The 20,070-nt window shown below is 72.2% G+C and carries 19 protein-coding genes and 1 riboswitch; of the genes, 14 read left to right on the plus strand and 5 right to left on the minus strand.

Annotated features, from left to right (window positions below; genetic code table 11):
* The first annotated feature begins 21 nt into the window (after positions 1-21).
* The gene (locus AB0D29_RS26675) at positions 22-1,173 is read left to right on the plus strand and encodes an ROK family transcriptional regulator (protein ID WP_362857652.1); all 1,152 of its coding nucleotides are present in this window, start codon (positions 22-24) and stop codon (positions 1,171-1,173) included.
* A 9-nt stretch (positions 1,174-1,182) separates the two neighbouring features.
* Here the strand turns inward: AB0D29_RS26675 and AB0D29_RS26680 are convergent, their stop codons facing one another.
* The 3 genes from AB0D29_RS26680 to AB0D29_RS26690 all read right to left on the minus strand — a co-directional run bounded on the left by AB0D29_RS26680 (position 1,183) and on the right by AB0D29_RS26690 (position 5,319).
* Positions 1,183-1,932: an NAD(P)H-binding protein gene (locus AB0D29_RS26680; protein WP_362857654.1), complete on the minus strand. Its 750-nt coding sequence runs from the start codon at positions 1,930-1,932 to the stop codon at positions 1,183-1,185.
* Between the two features lie 55 nt (positions 1,933-1,987).
* Positions 1,988-2,872 (minus strand): RNA polymerase sigma-70 factor, encoded by an 885-nt coding sequence (locus AB0D29_RS26685; protein WP_362857656.1) that lies wholly within the window; start codon positions 2,870-2,872, stop codon positions 1,988-1,990.
* 92 nt (positions 2,873-2,964) lie between these two features.
* Entirely contained in the window at positions 2,965-5,319 is a 2,355-nt protein-coding gene (locus AB0D29_RS26690) for a chitinase C-terminal domain-containing protein (RefSeq protein WP_362857658.1), read from the minus strand.
* 309 nt (positions 5,320-5,628) lie between these two features.
* Positions 5,629-5,759, plus strand: a riboswitch (FMN riboswitch).
* Between the two features lie 221 nt (positions 5,760-5,980).
* Between AB0D29_RS26690 and ribD the strand changes: the two genes are divergently transcribed.
* From ribD to AB0D29_RS26740, 10 genes are all read left to right on the plus strand, one after another.
* The gene (gene ribD, locus AB0D29_RS26695; protein ID WP_362857660.1) at positions 5,981-7,045 is read left to right on the plus strand and encodes a bifunctional diaminohydroxyphosphoribosylaminopyrimidine deaminase/5-amino-6-(5-phosphoribosylamino)uracil reductase RibD; all 1,065 of its coding nucleotides are present in this window, start codon (positions 5,981-5,983) and stop codon (positions 7,043-7,045) included.
* Entirely contained in the window at positions 7,046-7,675 is a 630-nt protein-coding gene (locus AB0D29_RS26700; protein ID WP_362857662.1) for a riboflavin synthase, read from the plus strand.
* Positions 7,672-8,328 (plus strand): nicotinamide mononucleotide transporter family protein, encoded by a 657-nt coding sequence (locus AB0D29_RS26705; protein ID WP_362857664.1) that lies wholly within the window; start codon positions 7,672-7,674, stop codon positions 8,326-8,328. Before AB0D29_RS26700 ends, AB0D29_RS26705 begins: the two co-directional genes overlap by 4 nt.
* On the plus strand, positions 8,325-9,614 hold the full coding sequence (locus tag AB0D29_RS26710; RefSeq protein WP_362857666.1) for a bifunctional 3,4-dihydroxy-2-butanone-4-phosphate synthase/GTP cyclohydrolase II: 1,290 nt from the start codon (positions 8,325-8,327) through the stop codon (positions 9,612-9,614). The genes AB0D29_RS26705 and AB0D29_RS26710 overlap by 4 nt, the downstream gene beginning before the upstream one ends.
* A gap of 51 nt (positions 9,615-9,665) precedes the next feature.
* On the plus strand, positions 9,666-10,151 hold the full coding sequence (gene ribH, locus AB0D29_RS26715) for a 6,7-dimethyl-8-ribityllumazine synthase (RefSeq protein WP_007262951.1): 486 nt from the start codon (positions 9,666-9,668) through the stop codon (positions 10,149-10,151).
* 58 nt (positions 10,152-10,209) lie between these two features.
* On the plus strand, positions 10,210-10,491 hold the full coding sequence (locus tag AB0D29_RS26720) for a phosphoribosyl-ATP diphosphatase (RefSeq protein ID WP_030706574.1): 282 nt from the start codon (positions 10,210-10,212) through the stop codon (positions 10,489-10,491).
* A 57-nt stretch (positions 10,492-10,548) separates the two neighbouring features.
* Positions 10,549-11,397, plus strand: a complete 849-nt coding sequence (hisG, locus tag AB0D29_RS26725) for an ATP phosphoribosyltransferase (protein ID WP_362815039.1) — start codon at positions 10,549-10,551, stop codon at positions 11,395-11,397.
* Positions 11,398-11,441: 44 nt separating this feature from the next.
* Entirely contained in the window at positions 11,442-11,906 is a 465-nt protein-coding gene (locus AB0D29_RS26730) for a PH domain-containing protein (RefSeq protein WP_362857668.1), read from the plus strand.
* Between the two features lie 200 nt (positions 11,907-12,106).
* Positions 12,107-13,537 carry a hemolysin family protein gene (locus AB0D29_RS26735; RefSeq protein ID WP_362857670.1) on the plus strand — a complete coding sequence of 477 codons (1,431 nt, stop codon included), beginning with the start codon at positions 12,107-12,109 and terminating at the stop codon, positions 13,535-13,537.
* Entirely contained in the window at positions 13,534-14,577 is a 1,044-nt protein-coding gene (locus AB0D29_RS26740) for a hemolysin family protein (RefSeq protein WP_362857672.1), read from the plus strand. Before AB0D29_RS26735 ends, AB0D29_RS26740 begins: the two co-directional genes overlap by 4 nt.
* Before the next feature lie 148 nt (positions 14,578-14,725).
* Here the strand turns inward: AB0D29_RS26740 and AB0D29_RS26745 are convergent, their stop codons facing one another.
* Together AB0D29_RS26745 and AB0D29_RS26750 are read right to left on the minus strand one after the other, a co-directional pair.
* On the minus strand, positions 14,726-16,645 hold the full coding sequence (locus AB0D29_RS26745) for an AAA family ATPase (protein WP_362814829.1): 1,920 nt from the start codon (positions 16,643-16,645) through the stop codon (positions 14,726-14,728).
* A gap of 377 nt (positions 16,646-17,022) precedes the next feature.
* Entirely contained in the window at positions 17,023-17,670 is a 648-nt protein-coding gene (locus AB0D29_RS26750; protein WP_362857674.1) for a hypothetical protein, read from the minus strand.
* Between the two features lie 112 nt (positions 17,671-17,782).
* Here AB0D29_RS26750 and AB0D29_RS26755 point away from each other — a divergent pair, with 112 nt between their 5' ends.
* The 3 genes from AB0D29_RS26755 (at position 17,783) to AB0D29_RS26765 (ending at position 20,033) form a co-directional block, all read left to right on the plus strand.
* Positions 17,783-19,147 carry a peptidase C39 family protein gene (locus tag AB0D29_RS26755; protein WP_362857676.1) on the plus strand — a complete coding sequence of 455 codons (1,365 nt, stop codon included), beginning with the start codon at positions 17,783-17,785 and terminating at the stop codon, positions 19,145-19,147.
* Between the two features lie 84 nt (positions 19,148-19,231).
* Complete coding sequence (locus tag AB0D29_RS26760) at positions 19,232-19,666, plus strand: SPW repeat protein (protein WP_362857678.1); 435 nt, start codon at positions 19,232-19,234, stop codon at positions 19,664-19,666.
* Between the two features lie 214 nt (positions 19,667-19,880).
* On the plus strand, positions 19,881-20,033 hold the full coding sequence (locus AB0D29_RS26765) for an SCO1431 family membrane protein (protein WP_107050446.1): 153 nt from the start codon (positions 19,881-19,883) through the stop codon (positions 20,031-20,033).
* The last annotated feature ends 37 nt before the right edge of the window (positions 20,034-20,070 follow it).

The following is a 20,070-nucleotide window of genomic DNA, read 5'->3' on the forward strand; positions in this document are numbered from 1 at the left end:
TAACGGCTCCGACTCCCTAGGATGGGCGCCGTGACTTCCGCCCCCGCCCCGGTACCGTCCCCCGCCTCGCCCAGCACGGCCCGGGCCCTCAACGACCGCCTCGCCCTGCGGCTCCTCCAGGAGTCCGGGCCGCTGACGGCCACCCAGCTCAAGTCCCGAACAGGTCTCTCCCGTCCCTCGGTCGCCGACCTCGTCGAACGGCTCGCCGGAGCGGGGCTGATCGAGGTCGTCGGGGAGTCCGGCGAACAGCGGCGCGGCCCCAACGCCAAGCTCTACGGGATCGTCGCCCACCGCGCCCACCTGGCCGCCCTGGACGTCCGCACCGACCGGGTCACCGCCGTCGTCACCGACCTCCTCGGCCGGCCCCTGGCCGAGGCCGCCCTGCCCGTCGGCGCACCCGAGGACGCGGTGGCGGCCCTGTTGCGCACCGCGCACGAGGCCGGCGCGTCCGCCCTGCACACCGTCGTCATCGGAGCCCCCGGCCTGGTCGCCCCGGCCACCGGCGAACTCCGCGACACCATCGGCCTGCCGGCCTGGCACCGCGACCTGGTGAGCGCCCTGCAACGGACCCTGCCCGCCGTGGTCGTGGTCGAGAACGAGACCAACCTGGCCGCCCTCGCCGAACAGCGCCTGGGCGTCGCCCGCGACCTGGACTCCTTCGTACTCCTGTGGCTCGGCGCGGGCGTGGGCGCGGCGGTGGTCCTGGACGGCCGGCTGCGCCGGGGCGCCTCCGGCGGGGCGGGCGAGATCGGCTTCCTCCCGGTCCCGGGCACCGACAGCCTGCCCTCGGCCGCCGAGTGCGGGGGCGGCTTCCACGCCCTGGCGGGCCGGGAGGCGGTCGCGGCGCTCGCGGCGGAACACGGCTTCCGCGGCCCGGCGGAGGAGGCGGTCGCCGGCGCCGCCGGAGACGCGTTCATGGAGGCCCTGGCCGAGCGGCTCGCGCTGGGCGCCGCGGCGGTGGCGGCGGTGCTCGACCCTGGCTGCGTGGTACTCGGCGGTGAACTCGGCCGTGCCGGGGGCGACGCACTGGCCGCCCGCGTCGCCGCCCGACTCGCCACCCTGTCCCCGGTCCCGACCGCCGTCCGCGCCACCGTGCTCGGCGACCGGGCGGTCCTCATCGGCGCCCGCCTGGCCGCCCGCGAGGCTGCGCAGGACGCCCTGTTCGGCCCGTAGGGAACCTGGTCAGGGCGTCGGGAAGGCCCCACGAGCCGACAGGAACTCCTCGAACGTGGCCGTGCCGACGGCGTGCGCCGGGGTCAGGTGCGCGCCGCGGCGGAAGGCCGCGGCGGCCTTGCCCGGGAGGCGGACCGGGAGGACCGGGCGGCGGCGGCCCGTGCCCCGGAGGTAGGCCCGGGCCAGGTCCGTCATGTCGCGGGACTGCGGGCCGCCCATGTCCGGCACCCGCCCCGCCGGCGGGGCGGCCGCGAGGGCTGCCAGCCGCTCCGCGACCTCGTCTACCGAGATCGGCTGGTCCCGCGTCCCCGCGGGCACCAGCAGGACCGGCAGCTTGGTCATCGCCCGGAAATAGCCGTGGACGAGGTCGTGGAACTGGGTGGTGCGCAGCACCGTCCAGCCCAGTCCCGACTCCTCCACCATCCGCTCGACCTTGTGCTTGACCTGGTAGTACGAGTACGGGACCTGGTCCACGCCCACGATCGAGATGTAGACGAGGTGCCCGACCCCCGCCCGCCGGGCCGCCTCGATGAGGTGGCCCGCCGCCGTGTCGTCCCCGCCGCGCGGGCTGCTCGCGCAGTGCACGACCACCTCCGCCCCCGCCATCGCCGCGTCCAGCCCGGCGCCGTTGCGCAGGTCGACGGGGTGGTCCGCGGAGTGCCGGCTCAGGACGCGGACCTCGTGGCCCGCGTCCCGCAGCCGGGTGACGACCTGCGATCCGAGGGTTCCCGTGCCGCCGGTGACGAGGATGGTGCTCATGGTCCGTCCGTCCTTCCCTGGAGAAAAGCCTTCGCCAGCGAGGACCGGACAGCCCTCAGGAATGTGACAGCTGGCGCCGCAGGAATTCCAGCTTCTCCGGGTTCACGACCGCCTGCATCCCGCTGACCAGGCCGTCCTCGAACTCGATCAGCAGGACCGCCGCCTCCCCGAACAGCAGCGCGGGCGCCCCGTTGACCTCCGTGAAGGTGACCGGCAGGCCCGTCACGTACTTGCCCAGCGCGCCGATCGCGAAGCGGGCCACCTTGTCGCGGCCCAGGATCGGCCGCCGCGCCGCGTTGACCACGCCGCCGCCGTCCGACACGTACCGCACGTCCGCGGTCAGCATGCTCTCCAGCCGGGACACGTCCCCGCTGCGCGCCGCCGACATGAAGGTGTCCACCAGGCCCTGCCACTGCGCGGGGTCGGGCCGGAAGCGCGGCCGCGGGGCCTCCACGCGCTGGGCCGCCCGCCGGTACAGCTGGCGGCAGTTGGCCTCGGAGAGGTCGAGGAGCCCGGCGATCTCCCGGTGGCCGTACGCGAAGGCCTCGCGCAGCACGTACACCGCCCGCTCCACCGGCGTGAGCTGCTCCAACAGCACCAGCAGGGCCATGGACACGCTGTCCCGCTGCTCCGCCGACTCCAGCGGACCGAGCGTCCCGTCCCCGGTGAGGACCGGCTCCGGCAGCCAGGGGCCGACGTACTCCTCGCGCCGGACCCGCGCCGAGGTGAGGTGGTTGAGGCACAGGTTCGTGACGACCTTGGCGAGCCAGGCCCCCGGGTGCCCGACGTCCCCGCGGTCCGCCGACGCCCAGCGCAGGTACGCGTCCTGCACGGTGTCCTCGGCTTCCGCGGCGGAGCCGAGCATGCGGTAGGCGATGCCGAACATCCGGGGCCGGTGTTCCTCGAAGACCGCGTCGGTCGCGGTGACATGGGTGCTCACCGGGACAGCGTAGGCACGGCGAGGACCCGGTGGCCGCCGGGCCACCGGGTCCTCACTCACTCATGGTGGGAGCGCGCACGCGCGGATCGGGGTCAGCAGGCGCCCTGGTCCTTCCAGACACCCCATTCACCGGTGGTGCCGGGCTCCTCGTTCTGCGTCCACCACTGGGCCTTCCAGAGGTGGCCCTTGTGCGAGACGACGTTGCCGCTGTTGTAGACCGTGCCCGCCACGTACGCCGGGCCGGTGCAGGTCCCGCCGGTGGGCGGGGGCGTGGTCGGCGGGGTCGTGGGCGGTGTGGTCGGCGGCGTGGTCGGGGGCTGGGTGGCGCCGCCGGGCTGGACCAGGGTCGTACCGCGGGCCAGGTCCCCGGCGAGGGCGTAGGTGGTGCCGGAGATGTTCACCGTCCAGTTGGAGGGCGTGGACACCGGCAGGTAGTAGTTGAACGCCAGGTCGACCGAGGCGCCCGGGGCCAGTGTCTGCCAGGCCGGGAGCTTCAGGGAGACCCGCTGGAAGTCGCCCTTCAGGCCGCCGACGTTGGTGCCGGTGTGGCCGCTGCTGATCACGGCCGTGCCGAAGCCGGACTGGTCGGAGGCGTTGTTCGGGGCGGAGGTGCCGTAGTCGAACTGGAACTCGGTGCCGCCGGGAAGGGTGGCATTGGTGTTGTTGGTGATCTTCAGCTTCGGGGTCAGCGGGTAGTTGGAGTCGCCGAGCTTGAACTCGGTGAACTCCGTCTTGATGTCCACCGCCTGGGTCGGGAGGGTCGAGCCGGCCTTCTTCGCGCCGTACGGCGGGGCCGACTTGAACTTCTGGTACATCGCGTCGGTGAGCGTGTCACCCATCTCGTACTGGCCCTTGGCCGCGTTGTACGCGTAGTCGCCCGCGAGCTCCCAGACCATCGTGCCGCCGATGCCCTTGTTCACCACGTAGTCGGCCTTGGCGGCCACCGACTGCTCGTCCTCCGTCGAGAGGAAGACCTTCTTCTGCGCGTTCCACAGCCACGGCGCCACCAGGGCGGAGTCGTACTTGCGGACGTAGGTGCCGGTCAGCGTGGTGTTGGCCGGGAAGCCGTACTTGGTGACGTAGTCGCCGACGACCCCCTTCTCCAGGTTCTTGGCGTGCCACATCGGGTTGGATCCCGCCGGGGACTCGGCCCCGTTGGTGTCCTTGTCGTGCCACAGGTTGTCGATGCCGACCGCGCCGTCACCGCACTTGGTCAGGCCCGCGCCGGCCGGGCAGGTGGTCGCCGGGGCCTTGCCCCACAGGCCGTCGGTGCCGCCCTGCACGTTCTTGAAGCCGCGGGTGTAGTAGGGCAGGCCGATGTTGATGCGACCGCCCGGCATCGAGCCGCGGAAGTAGTGGTACGCCCAGTCGGTGTTGAGGTAGCCGATGCCGCCGTACTGGGAGGTGGAGTACACGCCGGCGGCGGCGAGTTCGCCGTCCTTGCCGTCGTCGAAGAGCGAGGCGTTGGGGCCGACGTACTCGTTCCAGGCGCCGTGCAGGTCGTAGGACATGATGTTGACGTAGTCCAGGTACTTCTGCACCTGGAAGGTCTCCATGCCGCGCAGCAGGTAGCCGGAGGAGGGGGCGGCGACGGACAGCAGGTAGTGCTTGCCGTCGGCGGCGCCCGCGCGGTCGAGCTTCTCGCGCAGGGACTTCATCAGGGCCGCGTAGCCCTGGACCAGACCGGCGCGGCGGGCGTTGGACAGCTGCCAGTCGAGCGGGTTGCCCGCGTCCTTCATCGTGGTCGGGTACTCGTAGTCGATGTCGACGCCGTTGAACCCGTACTTGCGGACGAACTCGACCGAGGAGTCGGCGAAGGTGTCGATGCCGGCCTGGTTCACCGAGCCGTCGGCGTTCGTGGCCATCGAGTAGAAGCCGCCGGAGGCGACGCGGTTGCCGTCGTCGCCGAAGTAGCCGCCGGTCTCCGCCCAGCCGCCGACCGAGATCAGCGTCTTGACGTTGGGGTACTGCTTCTTGAACTTGGTCAGCTGGTTGAAGTGGCCCTTGTAGGGGAGGGCCGGGTCCATCTCGGCGCCCGCGACGCCGGGCCACGTCATCCCGGTGGCGGCGTTGTTCACGTTGTCCGAGCCGACCGAGATCTTGTTGTCGGCGCCCACGTGGGCGAAGGCGTAGTTCAGGTGGGTGACCTTGGACCACGGGATGTTGTGGGCGAGGTAGGCGGGGGTGCCGTCCTTGCCGGTGCGCCAGCCGGTGAAGTACCCGATGACGCGGCGCTGGTGGTCGGCGCCCATCTTCTCGCGGCCCTCGGAGTCGTAGACCGAGCAGTACGGGACGTCGACACCCGCCGTCTTGTACAGCCCGTCGGGGCGACAGCTCTCGTTGTCGGCGGCGTGCGAGACGCCTGCCGAGAGCCCGCCCACCAGCAGTCCGGCGATCGCGGCGCCGGATGCCAGGAGCATCGCTCTCGTACGTGTGGGGGACGGCATGGTGCCTCCTGGGGAGGGGAGGATGCGGGACACAAGTGGACACAACATGAAGCAACAGGACTGGTGCGGAAGCGTGTTGGCCCGTGACGTGCGCACATCTGACGGGCTGTTCCCGAGAAGATGAAGGGAACGTTAAGAGGACTAGACCACCCCGTCAATAGGTCTGGACCAACCCTGGGTCCACTTGGCCAGGTCCCGGCCGCGGCCCGGGCCGCGGTCACCCCCGGGTCACCCTCTGTGAGCCAGACCACACCGCATCGCCTGCATGGCGGCGGATCACCCGTGGCAGACTGGCTGGAGTACCAGTAGCAGCGCACTCCGGGGTCGGTGTAATTCCGAACCGGCGGTTATAGTCCGCGACCCGTCCGCAGCCAGCGGCCGGTTGACCAGGTGAGATTCCTGGACCGACGGTTAAAGTCCGGATGGGAGGCAGTGCGCGGCGGGCCAGTCACGGGTACGCCGCCGTCGGCGGTTCATCGGCATATCCCTGCGGACATGCCCGAGCGGACCGTATTTCGGCCTCGGCGTCCCCCTGTGAGCTGGACCGCTTCATCTGTCGTATCCCGACAGGCCCCGGAGTCCGTGCCCGATGAGGCAGGAGGACCCGGTGGCGACACACGCCGCGCACGCAGCACCCGCATCCGACGCGGATACCCGTGCCATGCGCCGAGCCGTCGAGCTCGCCGCCCGCGGACTCGGCTCCACCAGCCCCAACCCCGTCGTCGGCTGCGTCATCACCGACGCCTCCGGCACCGTCGTGGGCGAGGGCTGGCACGAGCGGGCCGGCGGCCCGCACGCCGAGGTCAACGCCCTGCGCACCGCGGGCGACGCGGCCCGCGGCGGCACCGCCTACGTCACCCTCGAACCCTGCAATCACACCGGCCGTACGGGACCCTGCGCCCGCGCCCTCGTCGAGGCCGGCATCGCCCGCGTGGTCTACGCCGTCTCCGACCCGAACCCGCAGGCCAGCGGCGGCGCGGCCACCCTGCGCGCCGCCGGGGTCGTCGCCGTGGCCGGGTTCCTGGAAGCCGAGGCCGAGGCCGGCAACACCGCCTGGCTGACCTCCGTACGGCTCGGCCGCCCCCACGTGACCTGGAAGTACGCCGCCACCCTCGACGGCCGCAGCGCCGCTGCCGACGGCACCAGCCGCTGGATCAGCTCCGCCGAGTCCCGCGCGGACGTCCACCGGCTGCGCGCCGAGGCCGACGCCGTCCTGGTGGGCGGCGGCACCCTGCGCGCCGACGACCCGCACCTGGCCGTGCGCGGCATCGACGGAGCCACCCAGCCCCTGCGCGTGGCCCTCGACACCCACGCCGGACTCCTGCCGTCCGCCCGCATCCTCGACGACTCCGCACCCACGCTCCTGGTCGTCGCCGAGGACGCCGACACCCGCCACCTGCCCGGCGTCGACCTGCTGCGGCTGCCCCTGCACGACGGCCGGATCCCGATCCACCGGCTCCTGACCGAGCTGTACGCCCGAGGCGTGCGCTCCCTCCTCCTCGAGGGCGGCCCCACCCTGGCGGGCGCCTTCGCCGAGGGCGGAGCCGTCGACCGGGTCGTCGGCTACCTCGCCCCGGCCCTGCTCGGCGCCGGCCCCGCCGCCTTCGGCGACGCGGGCATCACGAACATCACCCAGGCCGTCCGCCTCGACATCACCGAGGCCGTCCGCGTGGGCCCCGATCTGCGCATCACCGCCATCCCCACCACCGCCCCGAAGGAGCACTGAGTGTTCACCGGAATCGTCGAAGAACTGGGCGAGGTCACCGCCGTCGAACAGCTCGAGGAGGCCTCCCGCTTCCGACTGCGCGGCCCCCTCGTCACCGAGGGCGCCAAGCACGGCGACTCCATCGCCGTCAACGGCGTCTGCCTGACCGTCGTGGAGACCGCCGACGGCGAGTTCACCGCCGACGTCATGCAGGAGACCCTGAACCGCTCCAGCCTCGGCGCGCTGACCAAGGGCTCCCGGGTCAACCTGGAGCGCCCGATGGCCCTCGGCGGACGGCTCGGCGGCCACCTGGTCCAGGGGCACGTGGACGGCACCGGCGAGATCCTCTCCCGGACCCCCTCCGAGCACTGGGAGATCGTCAAGGTCGCCCTCCCTCGCAACCTCGCCCGCTACGTCGTCGAGAAGGGCTCCATCACCGTCGACGGCGTCAGCCTCACCGTGGTCGAGGCCGCCGCCGACTGGTTCACCATCAGCCTCATCCCCACCACCCTCGCCCTGACCACGCTCGGCACCAAGCAGGCCGGCGACCCGGTCAACCTGGAGGTCGACGTCCTCGCGAAGTACGTCGAACGCCTCCTGGCCGCCGGCGTGGACCCGCTGCACGCGAATCCGGCGGGAGACGGCCAGTGACCGCCCTGACCTGGCTCAACGCCGAGGCCTTCACCGTCTTCGGCCAGAAGGTCATCTGGTCCGACATGATCGGCAACCTGATGGGCCTGGCCGCGCTCGCCCTCGGCTGGCGCCGCTCCATATGGACCTGGCCCGCCCAGCTCCTCTCCGGCCTGATCCTCATCGCCGCCTACGCCTCCGCCCACCTCACCGGCGGCGTCGGCAAGCAGCTCCTGGTCATCGGCGTGGCCGCCTGGGGCTGGCGCGCCTGGCAGCTCGGCCGCCAGCAGGCCCAGGACGGCTCCATCGCCGTGCGCACCGCCACCTGGAAGGAGCGCGCACTGCTCCTCGCCGGAGCGGCGCTCGGCACCCTCGCCGTCGGCGGCCTGTTCACGCTCTACCCGGACCTGTCCTGGAGCCCGTGGGCCGACGCGTACATCTTCGTCGGCACCATCGTCGCGATGGTCGCCCAGGCCCGCGGCCTCGTCGAGTTCTGGATCGCCTGGCTCCTCGTCGACCTGGTCGGCGTCCCCCTCGCCTTCAACGGCGGCCTGGCCTTCTCCGGCCTCGTCTACGTCGTGTACTTCGCCCTCGTCGTCTGGGGCGCCTACGACTGGTACCAGCGCTCGCGCACCACCACCCCCGCCACGGCCCTGGAAGGAGCAACGGCATGACCACCCTCAAGCCCGTGCCCGAGATCCCCGAAGAGACCTTCCTCCTCGACCCCGTCGAGCAGGCGATCCGCGACATCGCGGCGGGCCGGCCGGTCGTCGTCGTCGACGACGAGGACCGCGAGAACGAGGGCGACCTCGTCATCGCCGCCGAGAAGGCCACCCCGGAGATCATCGCCTTCATGATGAGCGAGTGCCGCGGCCTGATCTGCGCCCCCATGGAGGGCCCCGAGCTGGACCGGCTCGAACTCCCCCAGATGGTCCAGAACAACACCGAGTCGATGAAGACCGCCTTCACCGTCTCCGTCGACGCGAGCGCCGCCCACGGCGTGTCCACCGGCATCTCCGCCGCCGACCGCGCCACCACCCTGCGGCTCCTCGCCGACGGGGTCAGCGGTCCCGGCGACTTCGTCCGCCCAGGCCACATCTTCCCGCTGCGCGCCAAGCCCGGCGGCGTCCTGGTCCGCAACGGCCACACCGAGGCCGCCGTCGACCTGGCCCGCCTCGCGGGCCTGCGCCCGGCCGGTGCCATCGTGGAGATCGCCGGCGAGGACGGCGTCATGCTGCGCCTGCCCGAGCTGATCCCCTTCGCCCGCAAGCACGGCCTGACGATCATCTCCATCGAGGACCTGATCGCCTACCGCCGCTCCGCCGAGCCCACCGTGCGCCGCGAGGCCGAGGTCAGCCTGCCCACCGCCTTCGGCGAGTTCACGGCCTACGGCTACCGCTCCACCGTCGACGGCGTCGAGCACGTCGCCCTCGTCCACGGCGACATCGGCGACGGCAGCGACCTCCTGGTCCGCATGCACTCCGAATGCCTGACCGGCGACATCTTCGCCTCCCAGCGCTGCGACTGCGGCCCCCAGCTGCACGCCTCCATGGAGCGGATCAAGGCCGAGGGCCGCGGGGTCGTCGTCTACCTGCGCGGCCACGAGGGCCGCGGCATCGGGCTGCTGTCCAAGCTGCGCGCGTACGAGCTCCAGGAGCGCGGACGCGACACCCTCGACGCCAACCTGGAGCTGGGCCTGCCCGCCGACGCCCGCGACTACGCCGCCGGCGCGCAGATCCTCGCCGACCTCGGCGCGCACACCGTCCGGCTGCTCACCAACAACCCCGACAAGTCCGCCGCCCTCGTCCGGCACGGCATCGAGGTCACCAGCCGGGAGGCCATGCCGGTCGAGGCCGGCGAGCACAATCTGCGGTACCTGCGCACCAAGCGGGACCGGATGGGCCACGATCTGCCCTGGCTGGACGGGGCCGTGACCACGTCCGCCTGCGGCAACCAGTAAGCACGCACCACCACCCGTACGTACATCCACGAACCACCGAGGAGCAGAGCTGTGAGCGGCAAGGGCGCACCCGAACTGAGCGTGAAGAACTGCGGAGACCTCCGAGTCGCCGTGATCGCGGCCCAGTGGCACGAGAAGGTCATGGACGGACTGGTCGACGGCGCCCTGCGGGCCCTGCACGAGCTGGGCATCGACGAGCCCACCCTGCTCCGCGTCCCCGGCAGCTTCGAGCTGCCGGTCGTGGCGAAGGTACTGGCCGGTCGCGGTTACGATGCCATCGTCGCCCTCGGCGTGGTCATCCGCGGCGGCACCCCGCACTTCGACTACGTCTGCCAGGGCGTCACCCAGGGCCTGGTGCAGGTGTCGATCGACACCGGAGTCCCCGTCGGCTTCGGCGTACTGACCTGCGACAACGACGAGCAGGCGCTGGACCGCGCCGGGCTCGAGGGGTCGAACGAGGACAAGGGGCACGAAGCGGTCACCGCCGCCGTCTCCACCGCCATGACCCTGCGGACCGTCAGCGAACCCTGGCGCTAGTCCAAGGAGTGAACCCCGGCACGGGGACACCCGGGTGAGCCCGTACCCTAAGGACATCATGGCGAACAAACCCTCCAAGAGCTTCGAAGACCTCTTCACCGAGCTCCAGCTCAAGGCCGCCAACGGCGACCCCAGCACCTCCCGTACCGCCGAGCTCGTCCACAAGGGCGTCCATGCCATCGGCAAGAAGGTCGTCGAGGAGGCCGCCGAGGTCTGGATGGCCGCCGAGTACGAGGGCAAGGAAGCCGCCGCCGAGGAGATCTCCCAGCTGCTCTACCACGTCCAGGTGATGATGGTGGCGCGCGGGATCTCCCTCGACGACGTCTACGCGCACCTCTGAGCTCCGGCCCGTACACCCACCCGTAATCCGCACAACCCACGCATCAAAGGAAGCCCCATGCTGCGCATCGCCGTCCCCAACAAGGGTTCTCTCTCCGGACCGGCGTCGGCGATGCTCCATGAGGCCGGCTACCGGATGCGCAAGGAGTCCAAGGAGCTCGTGGTCGTCGACCCCGAGAACGAGGTGGAGTTCTTCTACCTCCGCCCCAAGGACATCGCGATCTACGTCTCCTCGGGCAAGCTCGACATCGGCATCACCGGCCGGGACCTGCTGCTCGACTCCGGCGCCAGCGCCGAGGAGATCCTGCCGCTGAACTTCGGCCGGTCCACCTTCCGCTACGCCACCACCCCCGGCACCGCGAAGGGCCCCGAGGACTTCAACGGGATGACGATCGCGACCTCGTACGAGGGAATCGTCGCCAAGCACCTCGCCGAGAAGGGGATCGACGCCTCCGTCGTCCACCTCGACGGCGCGGTGGAGACCGCCATCCAGCTCGGCGTCGCCCAGATCATCGCGGACGTCGTCGAGACCGGCACCAGCCTGCGCAACGCGGGCCTGGAGGTCATCGGCGAGCCGATCCTCACCTCCGAGGCCGTCGTCATCCGCGGCAACGGAGCCGACGCCGACGACCCGCAGGTCCAGCAGTTCCTGCGCCGCCTCCAGGGCGTCCTCGTCGCCCGCAGCTACGTGATGATGGACTACGACTGCCGCGCCGAGCACCTGGAGCGCGCGGTCGCCCTCACCCCGGGCCTGGAGTCGCCGACCGTCTCCCCGCTGCACAACGAAGGCTGGGTCGCGGTCCGCGCCATGGTCCCGGCCAAGGAGGCCCAGCGGATCATGGACGACCTGTACGAGCTCGGCGCGCGCGCGATCCTCACCACGTCGATCCACGCCTGCCGGCTCTGACCCGTCCCACCCGCACCACCACCGCAGAAGGCATCCGAACCACCATGGCCGAGTCCCCCGCCCAGCCCCGAACCCCCGCCCTGCCGGTCACCTTCCGGCCGAACCGGACCCGGGCCGTCCTGCTGGGCGTCGGGACCGCCATGTTCGTGACCATCGGATCGATCTCCTTCCTCCTGGAGAACCTCAGCCCGGGGGAGCGGATCAGCTTCCTCTTCACCGCCGTGCTGCTGAGCTCCGTCCTCGTCCTGCTCAGCCGCCCCAAGGTGGTCGCGGACGAGGCCGGCGTCACCGTCGTCAACATCACCACCACCCGCCGGCTGGAGTGGGCGCAGATCCTGCGCGTCAACCTCCGCCCCGGCGACCCGTGGGTGTTCCTGGACCTCAACGACGGCACCAGCCTGCCCGTCCTCGGCATCCAGCCGGGCGTCGCCAAGCAGCAGGCGATCGGTGACGCCCGCGCCCTGCGCGCGCTCGCCGAGAGCCGCGGAACCGGTGCGCACGACCACTGAGACCACCGATCCTCGTCGCTGCGTACCGTTGCGGCCGGGATCTCAATGACTACCCTGGTGGCGGGGCGCAACTGTGCGCCCTCCCACCGGCCCCGGGACCCCGAGGCCCGTGGGCACCTGCGACTTGAGGAGTGACTCCCTCCAGCAATGGACGGATCGTCCGGTAGTACCCGCGCCGCCCTCCCCCCGGAGGCGGCGGCATGACCATTCCGCTACTCCTGCTCGCGGCGGCATTCGCCCTGATCCTCGCCAACGGTTTCTTCGTGGCAGCCGAATTCGGCCTCGTCACCGTGGAGAGACCCGAGGCCGAGCGCGCCGCAGCCGACGGTGACCGCCGTGCCCGCACGGTGGTCAAGGCCCTGAGGGAGCTCTCCTTCCAGCTCTCGGGCACCCAGCTCGGCATCACCATCACCTCCCTCGTGGTCGGCATGCTCGCCGAACCCGCCCTCGCCGCACTGCTGGCCGGGCCGATCGGTGCGACCGGCCTGCCCCGGGGCGCCGTCCCCGGCGTCTCCGTCGTCATCGGCATGCTGCTCGCCTCCGCCGTCCAGATGGTCGTCGGCGAGCTCGTCCCGAAGAACTGGGCGGTCTCCCGGCCGCTCCAGGTGGCCCGCTTCGTCGCCGGCCCCCAGAACGCCTTCTCCCGCGCCTTCCGGCCGGTCATCGCCGGCCTCAACGCCGTCGCCAACCGGCTCGTCCGGGCGCTCGGCGTGGAGCCGACCGAGGAGATGGCCTCCGCGCGTACCCCCGGCGAACTGGTCTCCCTGGTCCGCCATTCGGCCCAGGCCGGCGCCCTCGAACAGGACACCGCCGACCTTTTCGTACGGACCCTCTCGCTGGGCGAGCTCACGGCCCAGCACGTGATGACCCCCCGGGTGAAGGTCAGCGCCCTGATGCACACGGCCACCGCGGCCGACGTGCTCAACCTGACCCGCGCCACGGGCCTGTCCCGCTTCCCGGTCTACCGCGACCGCATCGACGAGGTCACCGGCGTGGTCCACCTCAAGGACGCCCTCGCCGTGCCCGAGTCCGAGCGCGACCGCACCACCGTCAGCCGGATCTGCGTCGCCCCGCTGCTGGTGCCCGGCTCCCTGCCGGTGCAGCCGCTGCTGGAACGGTTGCGCAGCGAACAGCCGATGGCCGTGGTCGTCGACGAGTACGGCGGCACCGCCGGCGTGGTCACCCTGGAGGACATCGTCGAGGAACTCGTCGGCGAGGTCCGCGACGAGCACGACCTCGCCGAGGACGAGAGCCCCGAACTGGCCGCCGTCTCGGCCGAGGACGGCCGCCCCTCCTGGGAGGCCGACGGCAGCTGCCGGGTGCAGACCCTGCGCCGGATAGGCCTGGAGGTGCCCGAAGGCCCGTACGAGACCGTCGCGGGCCTCGTCGCCGACCTGCTCGGCCGGATCCCCGCCCCCGGGGACCGCGCCGACCTCCCCGGCTGGAAGCTGTCCGTCCGCCAGGTCGGCCGCAACCGCGCCGAGCGCGTGCGCCTGGTCCGGCTGACGGCGGTGCCCGCGGCCGGCTCCTACCGGCCCGCCTCCGCCGCCGAGGGAAGCGCCCTGCTCGGCTCCGGCCGCCACGGCGAAGCCGTCCCGCAGCGGGCCGAGCTGGAAGGCGCCTCCCGATGAACGCGCTCCAGCTCCTCTTCGCCCTGCTGCTGGTCCTCGCCAACGGCTTCTTCGTCGGCGCCGAGTTCGCACTCGTCTCCGTACGGCGCAGCCAGATCGAGCCCCTCGCGGCCGAGTCCAAGCGGGCCCGCCAGGTGCTCCACGGCCTGGAGAACCTGCCCCGCATGATGGCCGCCGCGCAGTTCGGCATCACCATCTGCTCCCTCACGCTCGGCGCGGTCGCCGAACCCACCGTGGCCCGGCTGCTGGAGCCCGTCTTCCACGCCGTCCACGTACCGCAGGGCCTGATCCACCCCCTCGGCTACGCCCTCGCGCTCGCCGCCGTGGTCTTCCTGCACCTGGTCATCGGCGAGATGGTCCCCAAGAACCTCGCCATGGCCGCCCCCGAGAAGACCGCCCTGTGGTTCAGCCCCGGCCTGGTCGCCTTCGCCCGTCTGTGCGGGCCGGTCACGACCGCGCTCGGCGCCTGCGCCAAGCTCGTCCTGAAGCTCTTCAAGGTCGAACCCAAGGACGAGGTCGAGGCCGTCTACACCTCCGCCCAGCTGGGCCGCCTCCTCAAGGATTCCCGGCAGGCCGGGCTCCTGGAGCCGGTCGAGCAGGAGCGGCTGGAGGACGCGCTGGAACTGGGCAGCCGCCCCGTCACCGACGTCCTCCTCGACCGGGACCGCCTGGTCACGGTCGGCCCCGACGTGACCCCGCGCCAGATCGAGCAGCTGACCGTGCGCACCGGCTACTCCCGTTTCCCCGTCCGCGCCGCCAGCGGCGCCTTCATGGGCTACCTGCACGTCAAGGACGTACTGGACCTGGAAGACCGGGAACGGGCCGTGCCCCAGCGGGTCTGGCGCCGGATGACCACGCTGTGCGCCACCGTCCCGCTGGACGACGCCCTCGGCGTCATGCGCCGCGACGCCACCCACCTGGCACAGGTCGCCGACCCGGGCGGCCGCGTCCTGGGCCTGGTCGCCCTGGAGGACGTCCTGGAAATGCTGGTCGGCGAGGTCCGCGACCCGTCGCACCGCGCGTACGTGCGGGGCGCGTAGTCGGATCCCGCTTCTCAGACGCCGGCGAGCCGAATCTTTCAGCCCGTCCGGCGTTTGAGGACCGGGGTCTGGGGCGGAGCCCCAGGAAGCGGAGAAAGGGCGGGGCGGGGAGAGGCTCCGCGCAGCGGCACCCCGCATTCCGCCGGGGTCACAGCGGCGGGGGCTCCGGCCGTTCCTGCGGGCCGCGGCCCGACAGGACCTCCCCGTACGCCTGCATCAGGTCCGGCAGCCGGAGCGTGGCGAGGTCGTCCCGCGACGGCTCCCCGGCGAAGCCCGCCAGCCGCAGATCCCGGTACGCGCAGCTCTTCTCGTAGAGCGTGCGCAGGAACCGCCCGTTGCCGAGCTCGTCGATCCAGCCCTGCTCCACCACGTGCCCGCTGATGCTCCGCAGTTCCTCCAGTGCCTCCTCGTCCCAGTGGTCCCCGTTCGCGTCCGCCAGCACCCCGCCGATCGCGGTCAGCTCCAGCGGCCGGTAGCTGGGGAAGTCCACCCGGGTGGTGAACCGCGAGGACAGCCCCGGATTGGCGGCCAGCAGCCGGTCCATCCCGGCCGGATAGCCCGCCAGGATCACCACCAGGTGGTCCCGGTTGTCCTCGGCCCGCTTGAGCAGCACCTGCAGGGCCTCGTCGCCGTAGGCGTCGCCCTTGCTGTAGCCCGAGTTGGACAGCGAGTACGCCTCGTCCACGAACAGCACCCCGCCGATCGCCGAATCGATCAGCTCGTTCGCCTTCACCGCGGTCTGGCCCAGGAACTCGCCCACCAGATCCGCCCGCTGGGCCTCCACCAGATGGTCCCCGCCCAGCAGTCCCAGCGCGTAGAAGACCCGCCCCAGGATCCGCGCCACCGTCGTCTTCCCGGTCCCCGACGGCCCCGAGAAGACGAAGTGGCGTTTCGGCGGCTGCACCGGCAGCCCCTGACCCGCCCTCAGCCGCGCCATGTGCAGCTGTGCCGAGAGCGCCTTCACCTGCCGTTTGACCGGTTCCAGGCCCACCATCCGCTCCAGCTCCGCGAGCGCCTCGGCGAGCGCCACCGGGTCGGACGGCCCGGCCGGAAGCCCCTCGGGCGTGCCCTGCGGCGGGACGGGCACCTTGCGCCGCGCGCCCTCCACCCGGCCCGCCGGGGGCGTCGGAGGGGCCAGTGGGTCGGGCTCGGCCTGGTTGTCGGCCGCGATGTCCTGGACGGGCCCGCCGCCGAGCGCGACCGCGGCGAAGTCCCCGCCGACGGGGGAGGGGCCGTGCCCGGCGTAGCCGCCGTACCCGGCGTAGCCCGCCAGGCCCGCCAGATCGGCCATGCCGTCGGTGTCGTCGCCGTCCTCGATGGCCGTCAGCCGGGCCGCGGTGTCCATGAACGAGGGATCCACCCGGTGCACCGCCCGGTACAGCGGCAGCGCCGCCGCACTGCGCCCGGTGCCCTCGTGCGCCCGCGCCAGCCAGTACCGCAGCTCCTTGCGCTGCGGCTGCTCGCTGCGACACCGCATCAGCGCCGCCGACAGCATCGGCTCCGCCTGCCCGTACATCTCCAGCCGGACCCGGGCCATCCCGCCGAACAGCCCCGCCTCGATCCCCAGCAGCGGATCGTTCACCAGCGGCTCGGTGTGCCGGACCAGCTGCTCCCAGTCCTTGACCAGGTAGGCCCGGCAGGCGTGCAGGAAGCGCACCTGCGCGTCGGTGTCCACCGGCGGCAGCGCCGCGAGGGCCTGGTCCAGCTCGGGCACGTGGCGGCCGTCCAGCCAGTGCGAGGCGTGGGCGAGCAGCAGGTCCCGCCGGCTCTCCAGCACCGGCTGGACCCACCAGCCCAGCCAGTACCAGGAGTTCAGCGTCCTCCGGTGCCGGGCCCGCTGTTCGCCGAAGCGGTCGCGATGCGCGTACATCCGGAGTAACGCGTTGCCGGTGTCCACCCGCAGCGCGTGCAGCCCCAGCCAGGCGTCGGCCATCGAGGGATCGAGTCGTACGGCCGCCCGGAACTCCTCCTCGGCCTGCGGATACGCGCCCATGGTGCAGGCGTCGACTCCGCGCAGCCAGGCGAGTTCGGCCGGGGCGTGCATGCTGCCCGGCGTGCCGAAATCCATCACGTCCCCCACAAGCCTGCCCCCGTGGTGCGCGGCAACCCCCGCTTCGAGCGCGCGAGTTGCCCATTGCGCCGATGAAATCAGGGCTGCATCGTACCTGCGGTTTCGCACCTTACGTAGGGCGCGACAGGCCGGGTTCGCGCGTGCGCCCCAGGAGGGTCCGGTGACTCAGGGTGAAGAACCGGGGCGGATTCGCCGGGCGTGACGCCCGCGCGGAGGGATGTGCGGGCAGAACGAAGCCCCCGATCACGGGGGAACAATCGGGGGCTTCGTGTCCGCGGCAGCCGGTAAAGGCGCGCATTGAGAACGTAAGGCCGGTGCGGGCCCCAGGTCAAGCAGGTCGGTGGAGGCCCGGCGGAGCGGATTTCCAGGCCGGCTCAGGCCCGGGGGAGTCCGTCACCCTCGGTCACGGAACCGGCGGATCCCACCGTCGCTCCGGTCCCGGAAGACCACTCGTATCCCGTACTGCTCTGGCGCACCAGGGTGTCGGCGAAGGGGCGCGAAGGATCACTGGAGAAGTGCGCGCGCTCCGCGCGCTCCCATCCGTCCCAGAAGTCGGAAAGTTCGCGCCCGTCCCGCTTTCGCCCCCGCATCCAGGACTGCGCGCGCGGCGTCTCCATCCACAGCAGCCGCGCCAGATGCGGCCGCAGCGCCCGCCGCCCGGCCCCGACCCCCTCGATCAGCAGCACCGGCGCCGGCTCCAGTACCCGCTCCGGCCCGAAGCGGCGCTCCACCCAGTCGTACGGGGCCCAGTGCGCGGGCCGTCCCCCGGCGAGCGGCTCCAGCACCTGCGCGCGCAGCCGCTCCTCCCAGCCGAACAGCTCCTCGTGACTGGCCACGTCGTCCAGGTGCAGCACGGGCGCACCCTGCGGGGGGTGTCCCAGCGCTTCGGCGAGCCGCCCCGCGAAGGTGCTCTTGCCGGATCCGGCGTGCCCGTCGATCCCGATCAGGCGCACCGGGCCGAGGGAGGGCGGCAACGCGGCAAGCTCCCGTGCCAGTGACTCAAGTGACTGCTGTGGCTCCACCCGACCAGCGTAGACAAGCCCGACACGACCCCCGGCTTCGGCGTCCGGCCGCCGGGAACTGGAAGGGTGAAGCCACCCGAAGCGCCGACCCACCCCCTGGGGGAACCTCGCGATGACAGCATCCACGCCACGCAGGGCCGTACTCGTCGCCGCGCTCGCGGTCGCCACCGCGGCCACCGCCGCCGTCCCCGGCGGCAGCGCCTCGGCGGCCCCCCGGCCGACCCCGCGGGCATCGGGCCGCACCGTCGACAACCGCTTCTGGTACTCCCTCGCCGACTGGCTGGCCGGCACCCACGGGGGCACCACCGCCGTCGGCGGCGCCCGCCCCGGCCTGGAGATCGAGGCCGCCGCCGGCCGCACGGAGTACGCCGACCCGCACACCGGGCGCAAGGGCGTCTGGGAGTACGCCACCTGGACCTCCCCGGTGCACCGCTCCACCGTGCCCGCCACCGAGGCGATCGCCTCCTGGAACGCCCGTACCCCGGCCGGCACCTGGATCCAGATCGAACTGCGCGGCACCTACACCGACGGCACCGCCACCCCCTGGTACGTGATGGGGCGGTGGGCCTCCGGCGACCGCGACATCCGCCGCACCTCCGTGGACGGCCAGACCGACGGGAAGTCCACCGTCTGGACCGACACCCTCGCCGTCGACGCCCCGGCCGCGGCCGCCGGCCTGCGGATCGGGGACTGGCAGCTGCGCCTGACGCTGTACCGCAAGCCGGGCACGGACCGCGGCCCCACCGTGTGGCTGGCCGGCGCCATGGTCTCCGACGTCCCGGACCGGTTCACCGTCCCCGCCTCCGCCCCCTCCGGCCGCGGCCACGAGCTGAAGGTCCCGCGCTACTCGCAGGAGACCCACGCCGGGCAGTACCCCGAGTACGACAACGGGGGCGAGGCCTGGTGCAGCCCCACCTCCTCGCAGATGATCATCGAGTACTGGGGCGGCAAGGCCAGCACCACCGCCCTGACCTGGGTGAACCCGAGGTACTCCGACCCGCAGGTCTGCCATGCGGCCCGCTCCACCTACGACGCCGCCTACAAGGGCTGCGGCAACTGGCCCTTCAACGCGGCGTACGCGGCCACCTACCGCGGGCTCGGCGGCGTCGTCACGCGGCTCACCTCCCTGACCGACCTGGAGACCCTGGTCGCGGCCGGGATCCCGGCCATCACCTCGCAGTCCTTCCGCCCGGAGGAGCTCACCGGAGCGGGCTACGGCACCGCGGGCCACCTGATGACCGTCATCGGCTTCACGGCCGCCGGGGACGTGATCGCCAACGACCCCCACTCGCCCGACAACCCCTCCGTCCGCCGCGTCTACAAGCGCGCCGAATGGGAGACGATCTGGCTGCGCACCAAGCGCCACGGCGCCTCCGGCAAGGTCGCCTCGGGCAGCGGAGGCATCTGCTACCTCTACGTCCCGGCGGCCCCGGGCGCGGCCCAGACGGCGGCGCTGACGGGCGTCGGTGTGTTCTGAGGAAATTCGGCTGGTCCGAATGGCTTAACGGGCGGAATATGGGCATAAAAGGCACATAAGGCTTCTCGTGGGAGGCAGCCCGCCATGACCACTCATCCCAGCAGCATCGAGCACCACCCGGACCTTGCCGAGATGCGCACTCGCTTCGAGCGGGTGACCAGCACTCCCGCCGCGCAGGCCGTCGAGGCACTCGCCTTGATCACGGGCCTGTACCTGGCGGCTTCGCCGTGGATAGCCGGGTTCGCCGTCCTGACCCCGCTGGCCATCAACAACCTGATCACCGGCCTGGCGTTCTGCCTGTGCATGAGTGGTCTGGGATCCGCTTACGAGCGCACCCACGCGATGGCCTGGACGGCCGTCGCGCTCGGCGCGTGGACGATCATCGCCCCGTGGGCCATCGCCGGAGAGATGGACACGACTCGCACGGTGGTCAACAACGTGATCACCGGAGCCGTCGCGCTCTGCCTGGGCCTCGCGATGGCGGCCATGGCGGGCCGCAACCGCGACACCCGCATCTGACGACACCGGTCGGCGTGACGGTCTTGTCGACGGGCCCCCGCCGCTCCCGAACTCCGGGCGTGGCGGGGGCTCGGCTGTGTGGCGGGGACGGCGTGACGGGGGCCGTGCGGCGGGGTCGTGTGACGGGGTCGTGTGACGGGGCCGTGTGACGGGCGTCACCACGTGACCATCGTCATCTACCGCGAAGGCCGCGAACGCTGGCACATTGGACATCATGACTGCCGACAGCGCCACCCCGACCGCCCCCGCCCTGGACCTCGTCCGCACCGGAGGCCCCAAGGACGACTCCTCCTGGCTGGAGCACGTCCTCGGCTGGACCCTCGTGGTCGTCGTCGCCATGTTCGTCACCCAGGTCGGCTGGCTGTAACCCTCTCGGAGGGCGTCGCCCAGGCCCTCGCGGAGGT

Origin of the sequence: Streptomyces sp. NPDC048424, from assembly GCF_040651555.1 — a bacterium.
Lineage (GTDB): Bacteria > Actinomycetota > Actinomycetes > Streptomycetales > Streptomycetaceae > Streptomyces.